Genomic DNA, 17,955 nt, shown 5'->3' with positions numbered 1-17,955 from the left:
CAGTTTTCACTAACGTTTCTTTTTACTTCTTCTATCTAGTCACAAGCACTCAAGTTATTTCAAAGTGCCCACACAGTTTGTCTTCTATTTTCTTAATGAACGTTTGCCCCCGAGGCGTGCTGCGTATTCTACTGATTTCGACTTCTATGTCAAACACTTTTTGCAATTTTTTTAAATTTTTTGCTTATTCTTATTTTTGGTTCTTATGTATGACATATATTAATGAATAGGCAAAATGATCTATATCAATAACTAACTCTAATTAACTTGGTCAAAAGGGTTCGCTTCAAAGAATACGTCTATTTGGCCCTCACGGCTAATTACCCTAATTGCTATCGCCGTGGAGCTTTTTAGTATAGACCAGTTTTTCCAGTTTTTTTTGCACATGGGCTATTTAACATAAATATTTTTTTAAACAGCTATGGCTATCCCCACATTTTTTTGATAACCTTCGCTATTCAACTATGGTGGCTCTATTGGTCCCTTCGCGGCGATAGATTGTGAACCCCGTCAGGCCCGGAAGGGAGCAGCGGTAACAATTGATTCGAGCGCCGAAGTGTGGCTCTTAGAGCTGCCGCCCAACTTATAAACCATATATGAGCTATCTAGCACTTGCCCGTAAATGGCGACCACGAACATTCTCACAACTTGTTGGCCAAGAACACATTAATAAGGCTCTTATTAATGCCCTGAATCAACAACGCTTACATCATGCCTATCTTTTTACTGGCACTCGTGGCGTAGGGAAAACAAGTGTAGCCCGTATACTAGCGAAATCATTGAATTGTGAAACGGGTATCAGTTCTGAACCCTGCCTACAATGCAATACCTGTATTTCCATTGAGCAAGGCTGCTTTATTGATCTCATTGAAATTGATGGCGCCTCCAAAACTCGTGTAGAAGATACGCGAGATTTATTAGATAATGTGCAATATGCACCAGCCACTGGTCGTTTTAAAATTTATCTAATCGATGAAGTACATATGCTGTCACAGCATAGCTTTAATGCCCTGCTAAAAACATTAGAAGAACCACCCTCCCATGTGAAGTTTATTTTAGCAACTACCGATCCACAAAAATTACCAGTTACCGTTTTATCTAGATGCTTACAATTTAATCTAAAGCATTTGGCATCGGAGCTAATTAGCCAGCATTTACAATTAATACTTAAAGACGAACAATTAGATTATGAACCCCAAGCACTAAATATCTTGGCCCATGCTGCACGCGGAAGTATGCGTGATGCACTCAGTTTATTAGATCAAGCCATTACGAGCTGTGATAATCAATTAACAGCAACTGATGTAAAAATGATCTTAGGCTATACCCAACAGGATTATGCCTTACAACTACTGCAAGCGCTTGCGAATCAAGATGCACCTAAGATATTAAGTCTCAGTCAAAATATTGCTAATGAAGGAGGACATTTTCAATATGTCCTTGATGAACTACTCAATTATTTGCATCAAATGGCAGTCTATCACGCCATCGGTGATCATAATGCATTAATCAGCCCTTCTACGGAAATAAAAAGCTTAAGTGTGTTGCTGTCTGCAGAGGATGTACAATTATTTTATCAAATTAGTTTAAAAGGCCGTGAAGAAATTCATTTAGCTCCGACCTTGTCCATAGGCTTTAATATGACCTTATTGCGGATGCTAACGTTTAGACCTGCCCCTAAAGTGGCCGCTGTTGCACACACACAAGTTCCACTACCAGCACCAACACAAGTTATTGAAGCACATCCTACGGCGACACCTATAACTCCGGTACCAGCCTCTATATTAGAAACTACCAAGATAAACCCCAGCGAAGCTCCTGAACTAATGCCTGCGCTGGCGGAGACAGGAACAGCACCTGAGCCCACACAAAGCCCGGTGATAACTACGACTTCAATTGCAGAACAATATTCTGCACCAGGAATCAGTGGCCAAAGAGATAATCGCAGTAGCTCTCAACCAGCCATGATACCCACTACATCAGAACCACAAAGCTGGGCAGCCATTATTCCTCAGCTGAGATTAACGGGCTTAGCCCTTACTGCAGTAGAAAATGCGGAACTAGTCTCTAGAGACGGACGCGACCTGATTTTGCGAGTTGCTCGAGGACATCAATCTTTGTTTACCCCAACTGTGTTAGCACGAGTTGAAACTGCACTGAGTAACTATTATCAAACTACGGTAAAGGTTACGTTAAATAGTGATCAATCGGTTCAAGCATCACCAGCCCAACAAAAAGAGCAGGCTACACAACAAAAACAGCAGAACGCAGAGCTTGCGTTACAAAATGATCCAATGTTCCAACAGCTACAGCAAGATTTTTCAGCTGAATTGGTCAAAAATTCTATTGTGCCACTTAAAGATGACTTATAATATAATAGGTTTAAACTGCTCAGGCTAAAATCTATTTATAGTTCACTAGCTTGAGACTCTTACCCAACCCTAAACAAAAGAGGCTTTAAATAATGGATATGAATCAAAATCTTAGTAACCTGATGAAAGAAGCGCAAAAAATGCAACAACGTATGCAAGAAGCGCAACAGCAATTAAGCCAATTAGTCGTTACTGGCGAAGCTGGTGGTGGCATGGTTACTATTCAGATGAATGGTCGTCATGATGCCGTTGCCGTTAAAATCAAACCAACTATGCTAGAAGAAGATCCAGAGATGTTAGAAGACTTAGTCGCTGCAGCGATTAACGATGCGGTGCGTAAAATTGAAAAAGCATCTAAAGAAAAGATCAGTCAATTAACTGCTGGACTGAATATTCCAACTGATTTAATGGGCGGCGATAAAGAGGAATAATCCTATTATGGATATGTTAAACCGCCTGGTCGAAGCACTACGTTGTCTTCCAGGGGTAGGACCAAAATCAGCACAGCGCATGGTGTTTCACTTGCTTCAACATCAAAGACAGCGAGGTTTACACCTCGCCTCTTGTTTAGAGCAGGCAATGTCTCAAATTAAACATTGCCAGCGCTGTATGAGTTACACAGAACAAAGTCTTTGCACATTGTGTCAAAATCCCAATCGGGATTCTTCTTTGCTTTGTGTTGTAGAAAGCCCAGCAGATGTATCAGCAATTGAACAGAGCAATTCATTCCAAGGTAAATATTTTGTCCTTATGGGTAAAATATCTCCGCTAGATGGATTAGGCCCAGATGATATTGGATTACCTAAACTTAAGAATCTGATTCTTGAGGAAGGAATTAAAGAAGTAATCCTGGCTTTAAGCCCTAGTGTGGAAGGACAAACCACCATTCATTTTATTCATCAACTCCTACGAGAACAGCCAGTCCATATTACTCAGCTAGCCCATGGCATTCCTTCTGGGGGAGAGCTAGAGTTTTTAGATGGCAATACCATTGGAAATGCTCTTCGCAATAGAGCACTAATTAATGTTTAAAACCATCGTACGTAATCACTTTTTTGTCCTAATATTATTACTCTTAACAGGGCTAGCCCATGCTTCTTTTTATAAAAGCTTATGGCCACAATGGGAAGTAAACAATCCTTTATCTAAAGAAATTATTTCTCACCAATTGTGGCAAGACTTTTTAAATCGCCGAGTCATTACTAGTCCCGAAAATATTAATTTGGTTGATTATGAGCATTTCTCGCAGACGGATCTAAATTTGCTAAAAGATTATCTCCGAGACATGGCTCAAATTAATATTAATAACTACAATCGCGCAGAACAATTAGCCTATTGGATTAATGTCTATAATGCGCTTACAGTGCAAACAATCGCTAATTATTATCCAATCTCGACTGTTCAGGAAATTAATATTTCTCCAGGTCTATTCAGTGTTGGTCCTTGGGGAGCTAATTTAATTACCATAAAAAAAACAGCGCTCTCCTTAGACGATATTAATAACCGCATTATCCGCCCTATTTGGAATGATCCCCGCACTCACTATGCATTGAATAACGCCAGTATTGGCGCACCTAATCTAAATAAAGAGGCTTATCATGGATACAATTTGGAAGAGCAATTAAATAACGCCGCACTTACTTATGTAAACTCATTAAGAGGGGTTAGCGTTATTGAAGGAAGGCTAATTATTTCAAAACTCTATGATTGGTATGAAGAAGATTTCGGTGGGACCAAACAAGATGTGATTACCCATTTATTACAATTTGCTAAAGAACCGTTACAAAGCCAGCTAAAACATACTAATACCATAGACAGTTATGTTTATAATTGGCATCTCAATAGTCCTTCATCAGATCCTGCGTTACATGAGAAGGATGTTAAATAGATTTTATCTAGAATAAAAATGGTCAATGCGAACACAGTGAAACAACCCAGAACGATGCTTCATTAGAGGGCGGTGCAGGGACGCTTCGCTATGTTTGTGATGACAGAACCTCCATAGCCCGGAAACAGATCAATAGGAGTAATAAATTTATGAATCGTGGTGGATTTTCATGGAAACGGTTTATTGGTATTTCAGCGTTTAAAGCAAAAATTTCGCGAAAAATTGGCATTCCCTTAACAAAATCAGGAAGACAAAGAAAATTAGGAGCATTCGTCATGAAAATCATATATTCGTTTGCCATGAAGCTGATAAAAGGTAAGCTATAATTAAGGTAATTTTCATTTTCCCGGACAATATTTTATTTTACATAGCGGGAAGAAAATCCTGGTTGCAAGCAACCAGGTTACACTTTTTAATCCTCTTCTACGAAGCGAAATAATTGCTCTACCGAATCATGGTTTATAGGCGTTTTACGGGAATAAATTGCGATAACGCGCAAAACCGCATCACGATTACGATGGCCAATTTGGGGATAAGGCTTAGCCAATTTATAGTGATACGCCTCCGTGAGCACATGCCGGTTTTTTAACTCATCACGTAAAGCTTGCATCACAGCCAACAATGTATCAAACACATCTTGCAGCACCCTTTTCTCTTCTTCGCGAAGCGGAGGTAACCAATCAAACAACTCTCCTTGCACTAGAATGAAAAAGGTATGTAGCAAATGGCGTGTGTCATTGTTCGCAAAATAGCCGTAGAGATCGAGACATTCTGTTGTAGAGAGTTGAGCAAATAAAAGCATCATCTCCGGCTGAAAAACGTCTATGTCATGCGTTTCAGAACTAATTGTTTGTCGTAAAACCATCGCCGTATCAATTAAGCGGTTAGGGTTAAACCAAAACTTATATGCTCTGCCTAAATCACGTAACAGCTCTACCGTAAGCTGCTGTTTATACAGTGGTGATATGGTTATTCGCAATTGCTTCACAGCAGTCCATATCATTGCTTTAAAGCTATCGTTTACCTCAATCATAATTCCTTGGGGTAGTTCATTGCCATGCAATAAATAATCAACCTCAGGTATTAAGCCATTCTGCAATGCAGCATTATGAAGTTGTTGTTGAATTAGCTCAATTGAATAATGTAAAACTGACAAACGGGCCCGAACAGAAATCAGCTTTTCCGGATGAACACTATAGGGAAATAATTTTTCCGGAAATAACTTATAGAAAAAAATTGCGTTTACTAAATCAACAAACTGCTCTTGAGCAAAAAAATCTAAGGCCTCTTTTTGTTCTGCCCTACTCCACTCATGAAACCACATTGCCAATTCAAGAGTTGTTGCCTCATGATGGCTCCAAAAGTTAGCAATCCCCACTAACCATCGCTCCAATTGTCCTTTAGCAAATAATCGCTTAAGCCGCATCGCATATTCAGCCATCTGTTGCAAATAATGTAGGGATTGAATTGAGCCGACTTGTTGATATAGCGCAACTATTTGCAGTATTAATTCCTTCCTTACGTCAAAAGAACTACTTTGAGCTAATCTTTGCTCCAAATTAAAAATGGATTCAAAATGCTCCAAACGGTAAGGAAGCGTGGATAATTGTTCGGAATGAATAACCAAATCATCTTGAAACAAACGTAAATAATCTAAATAATTTGTTGCAATAGAACGGCACAGATCAATAATTTCATCAGCATAGCAAGTCAAATGCTTAGGATGATTAAGATAAGAACGTAAACGGCACTTTAAATGGCTTAATTCATATTTAACCTGTGCTTTAGTCCTATCCGCGTCCGTAATTTCCCAGTTCAATTTTTGAGTCATCCAGCCTCCTCAAACAGCCTCCTTGCTGAATCTCGTTTTCTTATACTTACAATAGCATCGAAAATAATTGCAAGTCGACAGTAATCTTGCCAAAATCTGATTGATTGTCGTATAAAAATCCAGGAAGACACAAATGCCAAAATCCAGCTATTTGCTGTTTATTGATCAGAGCCCTGTAAATGAAGAGATTAAAAGTTACTTTGCTCAATTCAATATCGCAATAGTAGAACAACAGAATTTACACTCAATTCCTATTGAGCAAGGGATACCGGTAGCTATTTTAATTCACTGGTCAATTTTAAAAAATGAGCTATCCATGGTACATCAATTTTACACAAACTACCCTGTGCCATTATTAGTTATTCATGATCAACCCGATGAAGAAGTCTGTATTAAGGTGCTGGAAGCAGGAGCTGACGATTTTATCATAAAACCCATTTATCCAAGAGAACTGCATGCACGAGTTAGTGCAATTAACAGGCGTGTATCTCGAACTCAACAACAATCAGAAGCGGATAAAGAACTCGTTACTTTTGGTACTTGGCGCTTAGATCCTGCAGCACGTCGCGTTTTTAATATTGACACCAATCATGAACTGTCCTTAAGTGCAGGAGAATACGATTTACTGCTTACTTTTGTACAACAGCCAATGCAAATATTAGATCGAGAGGAGTTATTACAAACAACAAAAAATAGTGATTTGAATCCTTTTGATCGCCGAATTGATGTGCAGATAAGTCGTTTAAGGCAAAAAATAGAAATCGATGCTAAAAAACCTATTTTAATTAAAACGATTCGTAATGGGGGTTATATGTTTACTGCCGAGGTGACTATCATTAAAGAACTTAGTGATAAATCGCTTTAAAACTACGTCATCCCGAAGAGTTTACAATCAAGGCACTCCCGGAATGACGTAGATGCTTGGTTAACTATGCCTGTCTAATGGTGTAATATCTCCTATTGTATAGATTGGTCCATGATCCCCCGGTTCATACGCATCAGGATTTTGATTGTCCAAAACCTCCAATTGCACACTGATTCCAGCAAGAGGAAAATTTCTCATTAAATCTTTCCCTATTTGCTGAGCAAGGATTTCCCAAAATACATTCTCAGGAAATTCGCTGGATGGCTGCATATAGTTTAATGCTACAGAGCGTAATAAACGGTAATCAGGATACTCTGTTATTGGTAAATCCTTTTTGTATGCATAACGTATATAAATATTTAGGATTTGCCCAGATTGACGTATTGTATGATGCTTAGGAACCATAAATTGAAAATAATTGCGTTCCTCATTCATTTGCATATGAGATTCAGCTAATAGTAGGTTAGGCCAATACATGAGCATGAGTGAAAAAATAGCTATCTTTAAATAATTCATTAATTTCTCCAATAGAAATAACTATGCCAAAATGTTTGGCATCAATTAGGTTATAAATCGTTAACTAAATATTGGAGAATGGCACGGAGGTTTATCAATACTTGCTTGGGCGCCAATAGAGAAGATTAAAAGATATGTAAAAGAAATTAAAGCCATTAGTAATGGAGATATTAGTAGTTCTAACAAATTCATTTCTACATAAGTTTGCCCTGCATTACACTGCCTTTTCAAATTAATAGGCGCTTTTTGTGAGCACGGGCTAACATTCATTTGGGTTATCATCGTTACAGACTTCTCATAGACAGTAGGACTACTGCTTATAAGCGGTGCCAGTAAGATAACAAATATCAGGAAGGAATTGAGCCATTTTTTCATGGCTAAGATGATATCATATTGGGTAGCAAAAATACATCCACCCACATAGCTGACCATCTCACACAATAGCCTCTACGTCAGTGTTATTTTCGCTTCTTACTCAGTTTAAACATTTTGACACTTTTAATGGTATTATCACTAATCTTTAAAATTTCAATACGATAGTTATCGATGGTTAAACATGAATCTGCTGGAGGAATATAGCCCAAGTGCTCGACAATTAAACCGCTTAATGTTTTAGGTCCAATCATGGGGAGTTGCCAACCCATCAAGCGATTTAAATGACGCAGGGTTAAACTGGCATCAATAATTACTGAATTATCACTTTGAGGCATAATATCACGGCTTAAGGCGGCGATGTCCGTAGTAAATTCACCCACGATTTCTTCAAGAATATCTTCCATAGTTACTAGGCCTAAAATATTCCCATATTCATCGACTACAAATGAGCTCCGTCTTTTCATCTTTCTAAAATTAAGAATCTGGACATTAAGCGGTGTAGCTTCGGGAATAAAATAAGGTGTATCAGCGGTACTCAATAAGCTATTTAAATTTAATTTATTTTCTAAGGCCAAATTTAAAACATCGCGCACATGAATCATCCCTTGTAGATTATCAATGGTGCCACGATATAAAGGCAGGCGCGTATGTTGCGCTGTTTCTAATTGTTCTAATAGTTGGGTCCAGGGTTGTTCTAAATCTATCCCCACAATTTCAGCTTTGGGGATCATGATGTCTTCAACAGTAGCAGTTTCCAAATCCAATAAACTGATCAGCATACTTTTATGTTCAACGGGCAATAAGCCACCCGCCTCATGTACCACCGAACGTAATTCTTCGCCGGTTAATGCTTCCTTTTGCGCACGATCAAGAGAAACATGAAATAAACGTAAAATGCTGTTCGACATAAAGCTGCAGGTCCAGACTAATGGAGAAAAGAGCTTTTGGATTATCTTTAATGGTAAAGAAGTTGCAAATGCAACTTGCTGAGGGTAAATAGCCGCAAAGGTTTTGGGGATCATTTCGGCAAAAACCATAATGATTAGAGTTAAAAGTACCGTTGCAATGGCCACTCCAAAATCACCGTACAAGCGTTGGCCAATCAGTGTCGCAATCATTGAAGCCACGATATTGGCTACAGTATTTCCAATTAAAACTACACTAAGTAGTAAATCGGGTCGCGAGAGAATTTTATTGACACGTATTGCTTGAACATCATTCTTTTTGACTAAGTGTTTCAATTTGTAACGATTTAGCGACATCATGCCAATTTCTGTGGCTGAAAAGAAAGCAGCGAGAACAATTAAAAAAACTACTATGGCAAACAGTGTAGAAAGATGGAGAGCCACCAAATATCCTTTAAGCTTTGCATGCGAGAAAATAAGGTATCATATGGAGCCAAAGAAAGCGAGATGAGTAGGTATGATTTGCTCAGAGCCATGAGTAGAGACTAAGATTCACAGTCTGTATTTAGTGCAGCATAATAAGGGGGGGAGCAGAGCCTGATTCATGCGTAGTATCCCGTATTATGCTTGTTAATACGGGATGCCTTTCTCTATTAGCCTTCAAAACGATCAATGCTGGCAACAATTTCTGCCAAAGCTGCATCAGGCCCTTCCCAGCCATCAACTTTAACCCATTTACCAGCTTCTAAGTCTTTGTAATGTTCAAAAAAGTGCTTTATTGAATTTAATAAATACTCAGGCAAGTCCTCATATGATTCTACTGATTCATAAATTTTTGTGAGCTTGTTAATCGGCACCGCTAATAACTTAGCATCAACACCTGATTCATCTGTCATTTTCAATACCCCTACAACACGGCAAGGAATCACTGAACCGTTAATCAAAGGAACTGGAGTAATAACTAAGACATCTACTGGGTCACCATCTTCAGATAGGGTATTGGGTATATAGCCATAATTAGCAGGGTAAAACATAGGCGTTGACAAAAAACGGTCAACAAATAATACGCCAGAATCTTTATTAACCTCATATTTAACCGGTCCACTGTTCATGGGAATTTCAATAATCACGTTAATTTCATTTGGGATATCACGCCCACTACTAACTTTCTTTAAACCCATTTATGTCCCCTATTGGAATTAATATAGTTACTCGCCATCGATTAATATGAGGATGGCTTAGAAATACAAAATTTCTATCGAAATAAAGACGGCTATTATGCGAAAAATCGCATCAAAAGGCAAAGAGAAGCTGTCAGAATATACATGAGAAATGTATAATAGCGTTTTCACTTAATTATTAGGAATGCTTATGGATTGCTTGTTTTGCAAAATTGCCGAAGGTGCAATTCCTGCCACAGTAGTTTTTGAAGATGATGAGCTGATGGCTTTTCGCGATCTTCACCCACAAGCACCAACTCATTTATTAATTATACCGAAACAGCATATTGCAACAATTAATGATGCTACTGATGAAAACCAAGCCCTATTGGGAAAAATGATTCTAAGAGCAAAACAACTTGCTCAAGCTGAAGGATTCAGTGATTCAGGTTATCGATTAGTTTTTAATGTTAATCCCCATGGCGGTCAGACGGTTTTCCATATTCATTTACATTTACTCGGTGGTCGTTGCATGACTTGGCCTCCAGGTTAGGAATTTTTATTATGAAAGAACTTTATGAACAGCTACTAATAGAAGTAGGAGAGGATATAACTCGCGAAGGATTGGTAGACACCCCAGAACGTGCAGCAAATGCAATGCGTTATTTAACTAAAGGTTACCATGAGGATCTTGATGAGATTATTAATGGTGCGCTCTTTGACTCAGAAATGAGTGAAATGGTTATTGTTAAAGATGTTGAAATGTATTCGATGTGTGAGCATCATCTGTTGCCATTTTTAGGCAAATGCCATGTTGGTTATATTCCAAATGGAAAAGTAATTGGTCTATCAAAAATTGCTCGCGTCGTTGATTTTTTTGCTCGCCGTCTACAAATTCAAGAACGCCTAACTTCAGAAATAGCGCATTGTATTGAATCAATTACTGGTGCCCGCGGAGTTGCTGTTGTTGTGGAAGCGAAGCATCTGTGCATGATGATGCGCGGAGTTGAAAAACAAAACTCGGTGATGAGCACCTCGGTGATGCTAGGGGAAATGCGTAGTAGTGCCACTAGCCGCGCTGAATTCTTAAGACTAATTCATAAAACGAATTGAGATCAGACCTACTTCCTCGCTTAATATACTCATATTGTATGCCTTCGCTGCATGTGTATTTCGTCCGGTGATAAAGCACCCCAGGAGCTCAAAACAACAAAATCCTGGGGTGCTTCATCATCATGACTTTTTTTTATTTAATTTAACAAGAACATGCTCAGCAAAAACACTTACTTCGTTTTGCCATAAAAAAACCCGTATCACTAATCGTTAATACGGGTTTCGAATTATTCAATGTGTAAGAAGATTATTCTTCTTCAGACTCATCAGCGCCAAGGTTAGCAACTTCAGCATTTTCCTCAACAGCAGCAGGAGCAGCAGCTGCTGCTTCAGGAGCTTGAGGCTTGTCTTTCCACTCTAACTTAACTCGGCCTTGCTTATCAATACCAGCAACAAATACAGAGATTTCTTGACCTTCTTGCAGAACATCTTCAACTTTTTGCGCTCTATCAGCACAAATTTGAGAAATATGCAGCAAACCATCCTTCCCAGGTAACAGATTAATGAAAGCCCCAAAATCAACGATCTTGCTCACTTTACCGTGATATGTTTCACCAACCTCAATCTCTGCAATTAATGCTTTAATTTGCTTTTGGGCTTCTTCTAAAGCCAGCATGTCAGGAGAGAATAATTGCACTAAGCCAGTATCATCAATATCAATAGAAACACCCGTGCTATCAATTAAGCCTTTAATTGTTGCACCACCTTTACCGATAATGGTACGAATCTTATCTTCCGCAACTTTCATAGTTGTGATGCGAGGAGCATGTTGAGAGAGCTCTTCGCGATGTTCAGCTAAAGCATTATTCATGACTCCTAGAATATGGATACGCCCAGCTAAAGCCTGCTCAAGAGCTTGTTCCATAATTTCATTGGTGATACCGGTAATTTTGATATCCATTTGTAATGCAGTAATACCTTGTTCTGTACCAGCAACTTTGAAATCCATATCACCTAAGTGGTCTTCATCACCCAATATGTCAGTTAATACAGCAAAGCGCTCGCCTTCTTTAATTAAGCCCATTGCCACACCTGCAACTGGAGCTTTTAAAGGAACACCCGCATCCATCAAGGCTAAACTGGTACCACAAACAGTTGCCATTGAACTGGAACCGTTAGATTCAGTGATTTCAGATACCACCCGTAAAACGTAAGGGAATTCACTTGCTGCAGGCAGTACTGCCATTAAAGCACGTTTTGCTAAACGACCATGGCCAATTTCACGACGCTTGGGACTACCAACCATACCTGTTTCTCCAACAGAGTAAGGAGGGAAATTATAGTGCAACATAAAGCGATCTTTAGATTCAACATTAATACCATCAAGCATTTGCGCATCACGCTCATTACCTAAAGTTGCTACTACAATTGCTTGGGTTTCACCACGAGTAAATAATGCAGAACCGTGAGTTCTATCCAAGAACTTGGTGCGAATTGCGATTGGACGCACGGTCTTTTGATCACGACCATCAATACGTGGCTCACCATCAAGAATACGATTACGCACTGTAGCACGCTCTAAATCGCCAAACATGTTTCCAATAACATCAGCACTTAATTCTTCATTTTCAGCCAATAATGCATTGATGGTTTGTTCTTTTAACTCATCTAAACGTGCATAACGAGCTTGCTTGTCTTTAATCAGATAAGCTGCTTCCACCTCGTTTTTCGCTATATCAGCAACACGAGCCAGTAGATTGGCATCTACTTCTGGGGCAGTCCAATCCCAACGTGCTTTGCCAGCTTCTTGAGCGAGCTCTTCAATCATTTTAATTACGCCTTTCATCATTTCATGGCCAAACATAATTGCACCACGCATGATGTCTTCACTCAATTCTTTCGCTTCAGACTCTACCATTAAAATAGCATCTTTAGTTCCAGCAACAACTAAATCTAATTGAGACTCCTCCAAAGCTTTGCGACTTGGGTTTAACAGGTAAACACCTTCTTTATAGCCAACACGTGCTGCACCAATTGGTCCATTAAAGGGAACACCTGAAATAGCCAACGCAGCTGAAGCGCCAATCATCGCAAGAATATCTGAAGAAACTTCTGGGTTTAGAGAAAGAACTGTAGCGATTATTTGTACTTCATTGGTAAATGCATCTGGGAATAATGGGCGAATTGGTCTATCAATTAAACGTGAAATTAAGGTTTCATTATCACTTGGTCTGCCTTCGCGCTTGTTAAAACCACCGGGAATTTTTCCTACAGCATAGAATTTTTCTTGATAATTTACTGTCAGAGGAAAAAATCCATTTTTTTCACCGCCATCTTTTTTACCCACCGCAGTCACTAAAACTTGAGTACCATTCATACTGACTAATACAGCACCATCAGCTTGTCGTGCAATTTCACCGGTTTCAAGAACTAGGGTATGGTCACCAAATGCCATCTCTTTTCTAATTTTAGCCACGGTATATTCCTCTTTAATAATTATAACGAAAAAAAGGCGCAGAAGTGTGCGCCTTTAATTACTAACTGTTCTGGATAAACACACCTCTAGTAAGGTGTTTCGATTCAATAATCAATAAGAATCTCTTAATTCTAATTTTTGAATCAATGTTTGATAACGACCTTGATCGTTACTTTTCAGATATTTCAATAGCTTACGACGTTTGTTTACTAGTGCTTGTAAACCACGACGAGAATGAAAATCTTTTTTGTGTTCTTTAAAGTGCTCAGTCAAATACTTGATACGACTTGTAATTAAAGAAACTTGAACTTCTGGCGAACCTGTATCTTGATCGGCACGCTTGAATTCATTAACGATTGCTGCTTTATCCGCGCTGTTTAGCGACATTATACACTCCTGGAACTACTAAATATTCATTCAAAGGCGAACATTCTACCAAGGCATACCAAACGAAACAAGTGCTGTAAATTATTTTGTGCAAAAAAAATCATGCTTAGGCATGGATTTTTACAATCAAACTAAAAAGCCAACAATCTTTTCGCTCTCAACTCACCTTCAGCATTTAACTCACCTAAACCAATAAATTGTGATTGTTCATCGTAAAGACGAACACAATTTACACCATCTACATCTAATTGCTTACTTACTATCCGACCTTGCCGGATAGCTAGAATTTCATTTTCTGAAAGCATTACTTGCTTTAAATAATCTACTGCTCTATCTAGAGGAATAAGACAAGCTTCTCGTTCATCCAAGGACATCTGCTCCAACTCCTCTAATGTATACATCGGCATCTCATTGAGGCCTGATGTATAAAGGCGATGCAAACGTGTTACATGCGCACCCACCCCTAATGCATCACCTATATCTTCAACTAAGTTACGAATATAGGTTCCCTTGCTGCAGTTAACAGTCAAGGAAAACTGTGCTCCATCAAACGCATCCAATTGCAAATGACTAATAAAAATATCGCGCTCTTTGCGCTCAACTTCTATCCCCTCGCGAGCTAACCGATATAAAGGCCTGCCCTGATGTTTTAAGGCAGAATACATTGAGGGAGTTTGCTTTATATGGCCTCTATATCGTTCTAATACAGTCATAAGCTGTGCTTGCGACACACGAAACATCTCGGTATACGCGATAACTCGTCCGGTTGAATCAGATGTATCGGTTTTAATCCCAAGCATCGCCGTTGCTTCATAGCACTTATCTGCATCAAGCAGAAATTGACAAACCTTTGTCGCCTCTCCGAAGCATAATGGCAACATGCCCGTAGCTAGAGGATCTAAGCTGCCGGTATGACCTGCTTTTTTGGCTCCCAATAAATGTTTAGCCTTTTGCAAGGCCTTATTGGAAGACATTCCTCCTGATTTATTTAGTAATAAAATCCCATTGATTACTGGAGTCAATTCAGTTTTATTCATCATCATCAGTGGAAGGAGAGTTTGCTTCATCAATTAGACGGCTTAGGCGCTGTCCATACTCTATCGACTCATCATAAACAAAATGTAACTGAGGTACCGTACGTAAAGTAATACTACGCGCCAAAGCACTACGCAGATAACTTGCAGCTGCATTGAGAATGGTTTCAACGAGCTTTTTATCATTATTCAGCACCGTGAAATAAACTTTTGCATGTGCTAAATCTGCAGCAACCTTTACTGCAGAAATAGTCACGATACCATTTAAGCGTGGATCTTTTACCTCTATAGGAATGATCTGAGCTAATTTTCGCTGAATCATTTCAGCAACCCGATCTGTACGTTTAAAATTTTGACCCATAATTATAAATCACGCTTAATTTCAACAGTTTCATATACTTCAATAAGATCGCCAGGTTTCACGTCATTGTAGTTTTTAACACCAATACCACACTCAAAACCTTGACGAACTTCTAAGACGTCATCTTTAAAGCGTCTTAATGACTCTAAAGTTCCTTCATAAATCACCACGTTGGAGCGAAGTACGCGAATTGGGTTATTGCGTTTAATAACGCCTTCAACCACCATACAACCAGCAATAGCACCGATTTTAGGGGACTTGAACACATCACGCACTTCGGCAGTACCAATAATCTCTTCTTTGAATTGAGGAGCTAACATTCCTGTTAAGGCACCTTTAATTTGGTCCACAATGTCGTAAATTACACTGTAATAATGAAGAGATATCGATTCTTGTTCCGCCAAACGCTTTGCAGTTGCATCGGCACGGACGTTAAAGCCAATCAATAAGGCACTTGATGCAATCGCCAAGTGAACATCAGATTCAGTAATACCCCCTACGCCATTAGAAATAACAACTACTTTAACTTCATCATTCGATAATTTAACCAATGCATCAGAAATAGCTTCTACAGAGCCTTGCACGTCAGCCTTAAGTACGATATTCAATACTTTAGACTCGGCAGCAGTCATATTTTCCATTATGCCTTCTAGAGTGGACTTCTGGCGTCGAGCAAGTTTCACATCCCGGAACTTACCTTGACGGAATAAAGCCACTTCACGAGCTTTCTTCTCATCTGGGACGACTACAGCCTCATCCCCTGCATGAGGAATCGCTGATAAACCTAATACTTCTACTGGAATTGAAGGCCCAGCACTATTAACCATATCACCATTATCACCAACTAATGCGCGTACACGGCCATATTGGAAACCGGCAAGAATAATATCACCTTTATGTAAGGTTCCACTTTGAACCAATACAGTAGCAACCGGACCACGTCCCTTATCTAAGCGGGATTCAATAACCACGCCTTTAGCCGCCCCATCAGTCAACGCAGTTAACTCTAAAACTTCTGATTGCAACAGAATTGCATCAAGTAGCTCATCAATACCTGTACCTGCTTTAGCAGAGATATTAATAAACATTGTATCGCCACCCCATGCCTCGGGAATTACTTCATGAACGGATAATTCATTCATAACTCGATCAGGATCTGCACCGGGTTTATCAATCTTGTTAACCGCAACAATAATTGGCACTTTTGCTGCCTTAGCATGTTGGATTGCTTCAATAGTTTGAGGCTTCACCCCATCATCTGCAGCAACAATCAAAATAACGATGTCAGTAACTTGGGCACCACGCGCACGCATTGCAGTAAATGCAGCGTGACCTGGGGTATCCAAGAAAGTAATATCCCCTTTCGGTGTGCTTACGTGATATGCACCAATGTGCTGAGTAATACCACCAGCCTCACCAGAGGCTACTTTGGTTCGACGAATGTAATCTAGTAACGAGGTTTTACCATGGTCAACGTGACCCATAATAGTTACAACTGGAGCACGAGCTTCAGTATTGCTACCTTTGGTGATTGCTTCACCCAAGCCAACCTCGATCGCATCTTCTTTAATAACGCGGGCTTTATGACCCATTTCTTCAACGACGATTACCGAGGTTTCTTGATCAATTACTTGGTTAATGGTGGCCATAGCTCCTAAAGACATCATCACTTTAATCACTTCAGCTGCTTTAACTGACATTCGTTTCGCAAGTTCTGCAACGGTAATGGTCTCAGGAATTAATACTTCACGTACAACTGGTGCTGTAGGTAATGCAAAACCATGCGTTAAGGTCTCTTCTGCTTCACGGTATTTATCTGATTTTTCAGAACCTTTACGCTTTTTAAATTTACTACGACCACTTCCGCGGCGATGCGAATCGTCTTCATCATCGCTACTACGATCATAAGAAGTTTGATATTTTGGCTTTTTCTTACCTTTCTTGTAATCAGAAGATTCAACTTCCGGACTCGCAGGTTCAACATGTTTCTTTTTAACAGCCTTATCGCCTTTGATCTCTTCTTTTATCACAACTTCTGCAATTTTTTCCAATTCAGAAGGAGCATCTAATTCATCATCAAATACAGGAGCAGGCTCTTCAGAAATTTCTTCATCTGCTTGAGGAGCTTCAACCACAGCGGCTTCTGCCTGACCTTCTTCGTGAACCTTGGGCTCTGTGAGGACAACTTCAGGTGTAGATTCAACAATAGGCATTTCTGTAATTGCTTCGCTAGGAACTGATTCATCAGTCGCCGCTATTTCAATTGGCTCTTCAGTTTCGGGTTGCTCAACGAGCGTACTTCGTTTTACAAAAACCTTTTTCTTGCGAACTTCGACATGAACTGTTTTACCACTATGAGTATCGTGGCCAACAGTAACTTGAGACGTACTTTTACGTCGTAAAGTAATACGCTCTGGCGCAACATGCGTATCACGCACAGAACTACTCTTTAAATGATTAAGTAAGATACGCTTTTGTTCCTCATTCACAGTCTGTTGATCATCAGTAAAAGATAATCCTGCTTCCTGTAACTGGTTCAATAAGCGTTCAACCGGAATACCAACGACTTGAGCTAATTGTTTAACCGTCACATCCGCCATATTTTAATCCCCTTTCAGCAGCCTATGATGTATTCATTACGAATGAGCATAACTGCGTTCTGAAACACGTTAGTTTATTAATGCTTTGCCAAATGGTCCAAAGCATAGGTTTATACCCAAAATACTTGGGTA

The 17,955-nt window shown here is 39.4% G+C and carries 16 protein-coding genes, 1 other RNA gene and 2 pseudogenes; 9 read left to right on the top strand and 10 right to left on the bottom strand.

Annotated features, from left to right (window positions below):
• Positions 1-474: 474 nt before the first annotated feature.
• The 6 genes from ffs to E1P08_RS17165 all read left to right on the top strand — a co-directional run bounded on the left by ffs (position 475) and on the right by E1P08_RS17165 (position 4,586).
• An RNA gene (ffs, locus tag E1P08_RS08100) (signal recognition particle sRNA small type) lies at positions 475-571 on the top strand.
• A 25-nt stretch (positions 572-596) separates the two neighbouring features.
• The gene (gene dnaX, locus E1P08_RS08095; RefSeq protein ID WP_133136521.1) at positions 597-2,372 is read left to right on the top strand and encodes a DNA polymerase III subunit gamma/tau; all 1,776 of its coding nucleotides are present in this window, start codon (positions 597-599) and stop codon (positions 2,370-2,372) included.
• A 92-nt stretch (positions 2,373-2,464) separates the two neighbouring features.
• Positions 2,465-2,803, top strand: a complete 339-nt coding sequence (locus tag E1P08_RS08090; protein ID WP_133136520.1) for a YbaB/EbfC family nucleoid-associated protein — start codon at positions 2,465-2,467, stop codon at positions 2,801-2,803.
• A gap of 7 nt (positions 2,804-2,810) precedes the next feature.
• The gene (recR, locus tag E1P08_RS08085; protein WP_133136519.1) at positions 2,811-3,404 is read left to right on the top strand and encodes a recombination mediator RecR; all 594 of its coding nucleotides are present in this window, start codon (positions 2,811-2,813) and stop codon (positions 3,402-3,404) included.
• Positions 3,397-4,260 (top strand): DUF547 domain-containing protein, encoded by an 864-nt coding sequence (locus tag E1P08_RS08080; protein WP_133136518.1) that lies wholly within the window; start codon positions 3,397-3,399, stop codon positions 4,258-4,260. The genes recR and E1P08_RS08080 overlap by 8 nt, the downstream gene beginning before the upstream one ends.
• Positions 4,261-4,409: 149 nt before the next feature.
• Positions 4,410-4,586: a hypothetical protein gene (locus tag E1P08_RS17165; protein WP_165485127.1), complete on the top strand. Its 177-nt coding sequence runs from the start codon at positions 4,410-4,412 to the stop codon at positions 4,584-4,586.
• A gap of 86 nt (positions 4,587-4,672) precedes the next feature.
• On the opposite strand, the gene E1P08_RS08075 is transcribed toward E1P08_RS17165, so the two are convergent.
• Positions 4,673-6,091: a hypothetical protein gene (locus tag E1P08_RS08075; RefSeq protein WP_133136517.1), complete on the bottom strand. Its 1,419-nt coding sequence runs from the start codon at positions 6,089-6,091 to the stop codon at positions 4,673-4,675.
• 133 nt (positions 6,092-6,224) lie between these two features.
• Here E1P08_RS08075 and E1P08_RS08070 point away from each other — a divergent pair, with 133 nt between their 5' ends.
• On the top strand, positions 6,225-6,956 hold the full coding sequence (locus E1P08_RS08070) for a winged helix-turn-helix domain-containing protein (protein ID WP_133136516.1): 732 nt from the start codon (positions 6,225-6,227) through the stop codon (positions 6,954-6,956).
• A 60-nt stretch (positions 6,957-7,016) separates the two neighbouring features.
• On the opposite strand, the gene E1P08_RS08065 is transcribed toward E1P08_RS08070, so the two are convergent.
• The 3 genes from E1P08_RS08065 to ppa all read right to left on the bottom strand — a co-directional run bounded on the left by E1P08_RS08065 (position 7,017) and on the right by ppa (position 9,933).
• Positions 7,017-7,472 (bottom strand): hypothetical protein, encoded by a 456-nt coding sequence (locus E1P08_RS08065; protein WP_133136515.1) that lies wholly within the window; start codon positions 7,470-7,472, stop codon positions 7,017-7,019.
• Between the two features lie 458 nt (positions 7,473-7,930).
• On the bottom strand, positions 7,931-9,196 hold the full coding sequence (locus E1P08_RS08060) for an HlyC/CorC family transporter (RefSeq protein WP_133136514.1): 1,266 nt from the start codon (positions 9,194-9,196) through the stop codon (positions 7,931-7,933).
• A gap of 209 nt (positions 9,197-9,405) precedes the next feature.
• A complete protein-coding gene (gene ppa / locus E1P08_RS08055; protein WP_133136513.1) occupies positions 9,406-9,933 on the bottom strand; it encodes an inorganic diphosphatase in 528 nt (175 codons plus the stop codon).
• Positions 9,934-10,123: 190 nt separating this feature from the next.
• Between ppa and E1P08_RS08050 the strand changes: the two genes are divergently transcribed.
• Both E1P08_RS08050 and folE read left to right on the top strand, forming a co-directional pair.
• On the top strand, positions 10,124-10,465 hold the full coding sequence (locus E1P08_RS08050; protein WP_133136512.1) for a histidine triad nucleotide-binding protein: 342 nt from the start codon (positions 10,124-10,126) through the stop codon (positions 10,463-10,465).
• 11 nt (positions 10,466-10,476) lie between these two features.
• Positions 10,477-11,025 (top strand): GTP cyclohydrolase I FolE, encoded by a 549-nt coding sequence (folE, locus tag E1P08_RS08045; protein ID WP_133136511.1) that lies wholly within the window; start codon positions 10,477-10,479, stop codon positions 11,023-11,025.
• 247 nt (positions 11,026-11,272) lie between these two features.
• Here folE and pnp read toward each other — a convergent pair whose 3' ends face one another.
• The 6 genes and pseudogenes from pnp to E1P08_RS17745 all read right to left on the bottom strand — a co-directional run.
• Positions 11,273-13,441 carry a polyribonucleotide nucleotidyltransferase gene (gene pnp / locus E1P08_RS08040; RefSeq protein ID WP_133136510.1) on the bottom strand — a complete coding sequence of 723 codons (2,169 nt, stop codon included), beginning with the start codon at positions 13,439-13,441 and terminating at the stop codon, positions 11,273-11,275.
• 111 nt (positions 13,442-13,552) lie between these two features.
• Positions 13,553-13,828 (bottom strand): 30S ribosomal protein S15, encoded by a 276-nt coding sequence (gene rpsO / locus E1P08_RS08035; RefSeq protein WP_133136509.1) that lies wholly within the window; start codon positions 13,826-13,828, stop codon positions 13,553-13,555.
• Positions 13,829-13,959: 131 nt separating this feature from the next.
• Positions 13,960-14,865, bottom strand: a complete 906-nt coding sequence (truB, locus tag E1P08_RS08030; RefSeq protein WP_133136532.1) for a tRNA pseudouridine(55) synthase TruB — start codon at positions 14,863-14,865, stop codon at positions 13,960-13,962.
• The gene (gene rbfA, locus E1P08_RS08025) at positions 14,858-15,223 is read right to left on the bottom strand and encodes a 30S ribosome-binding factor RbfA (protein ID WP_133136508.1); all 366 of its coding nucleotides are present in this window, start codon (positions 15,221-15,223) and stop codon (positions 14,858-14,860) included. Before rbfA ends, truB begins: the two co-directional genes overlap by 8 nt.
• A gap of 2 nt (positions 15,224-15,225) precedes the next feature.
• Positions 15,226-17,334: pseudogene (gene infB, locus E1P08_RS08020) on the bottom strand (translation initiation factor IF-2); the annotation flags it as partial.
• Positions 17,335-17,483: 149 nt separating this feature from the next.
• A pseudogene (locus E1P08_RS17745) lies at positions 17,484-17,823 on the bottom strand (translation initiation factor IF-2 associated domain-containing protein); the annotation flags it as partial.
• Positions 17,824-17,955: the final 132 nt, after the last annotated feature.

It is taken from the genome of Legionella rowbothamii (assembly GCF_900639985.1).
Taxonomy (GTDB): domain Bacteria; phylum Pseudomonadota; class Gammaproteobacteria; order Legionellales; family Legionellaceae; genus Legionella; species Legionella rowbothamii.
Note: the sequence above shows the minus strand (reverse complement) of the source record. Positions and strands in the feature narration are given on the sequence as shown.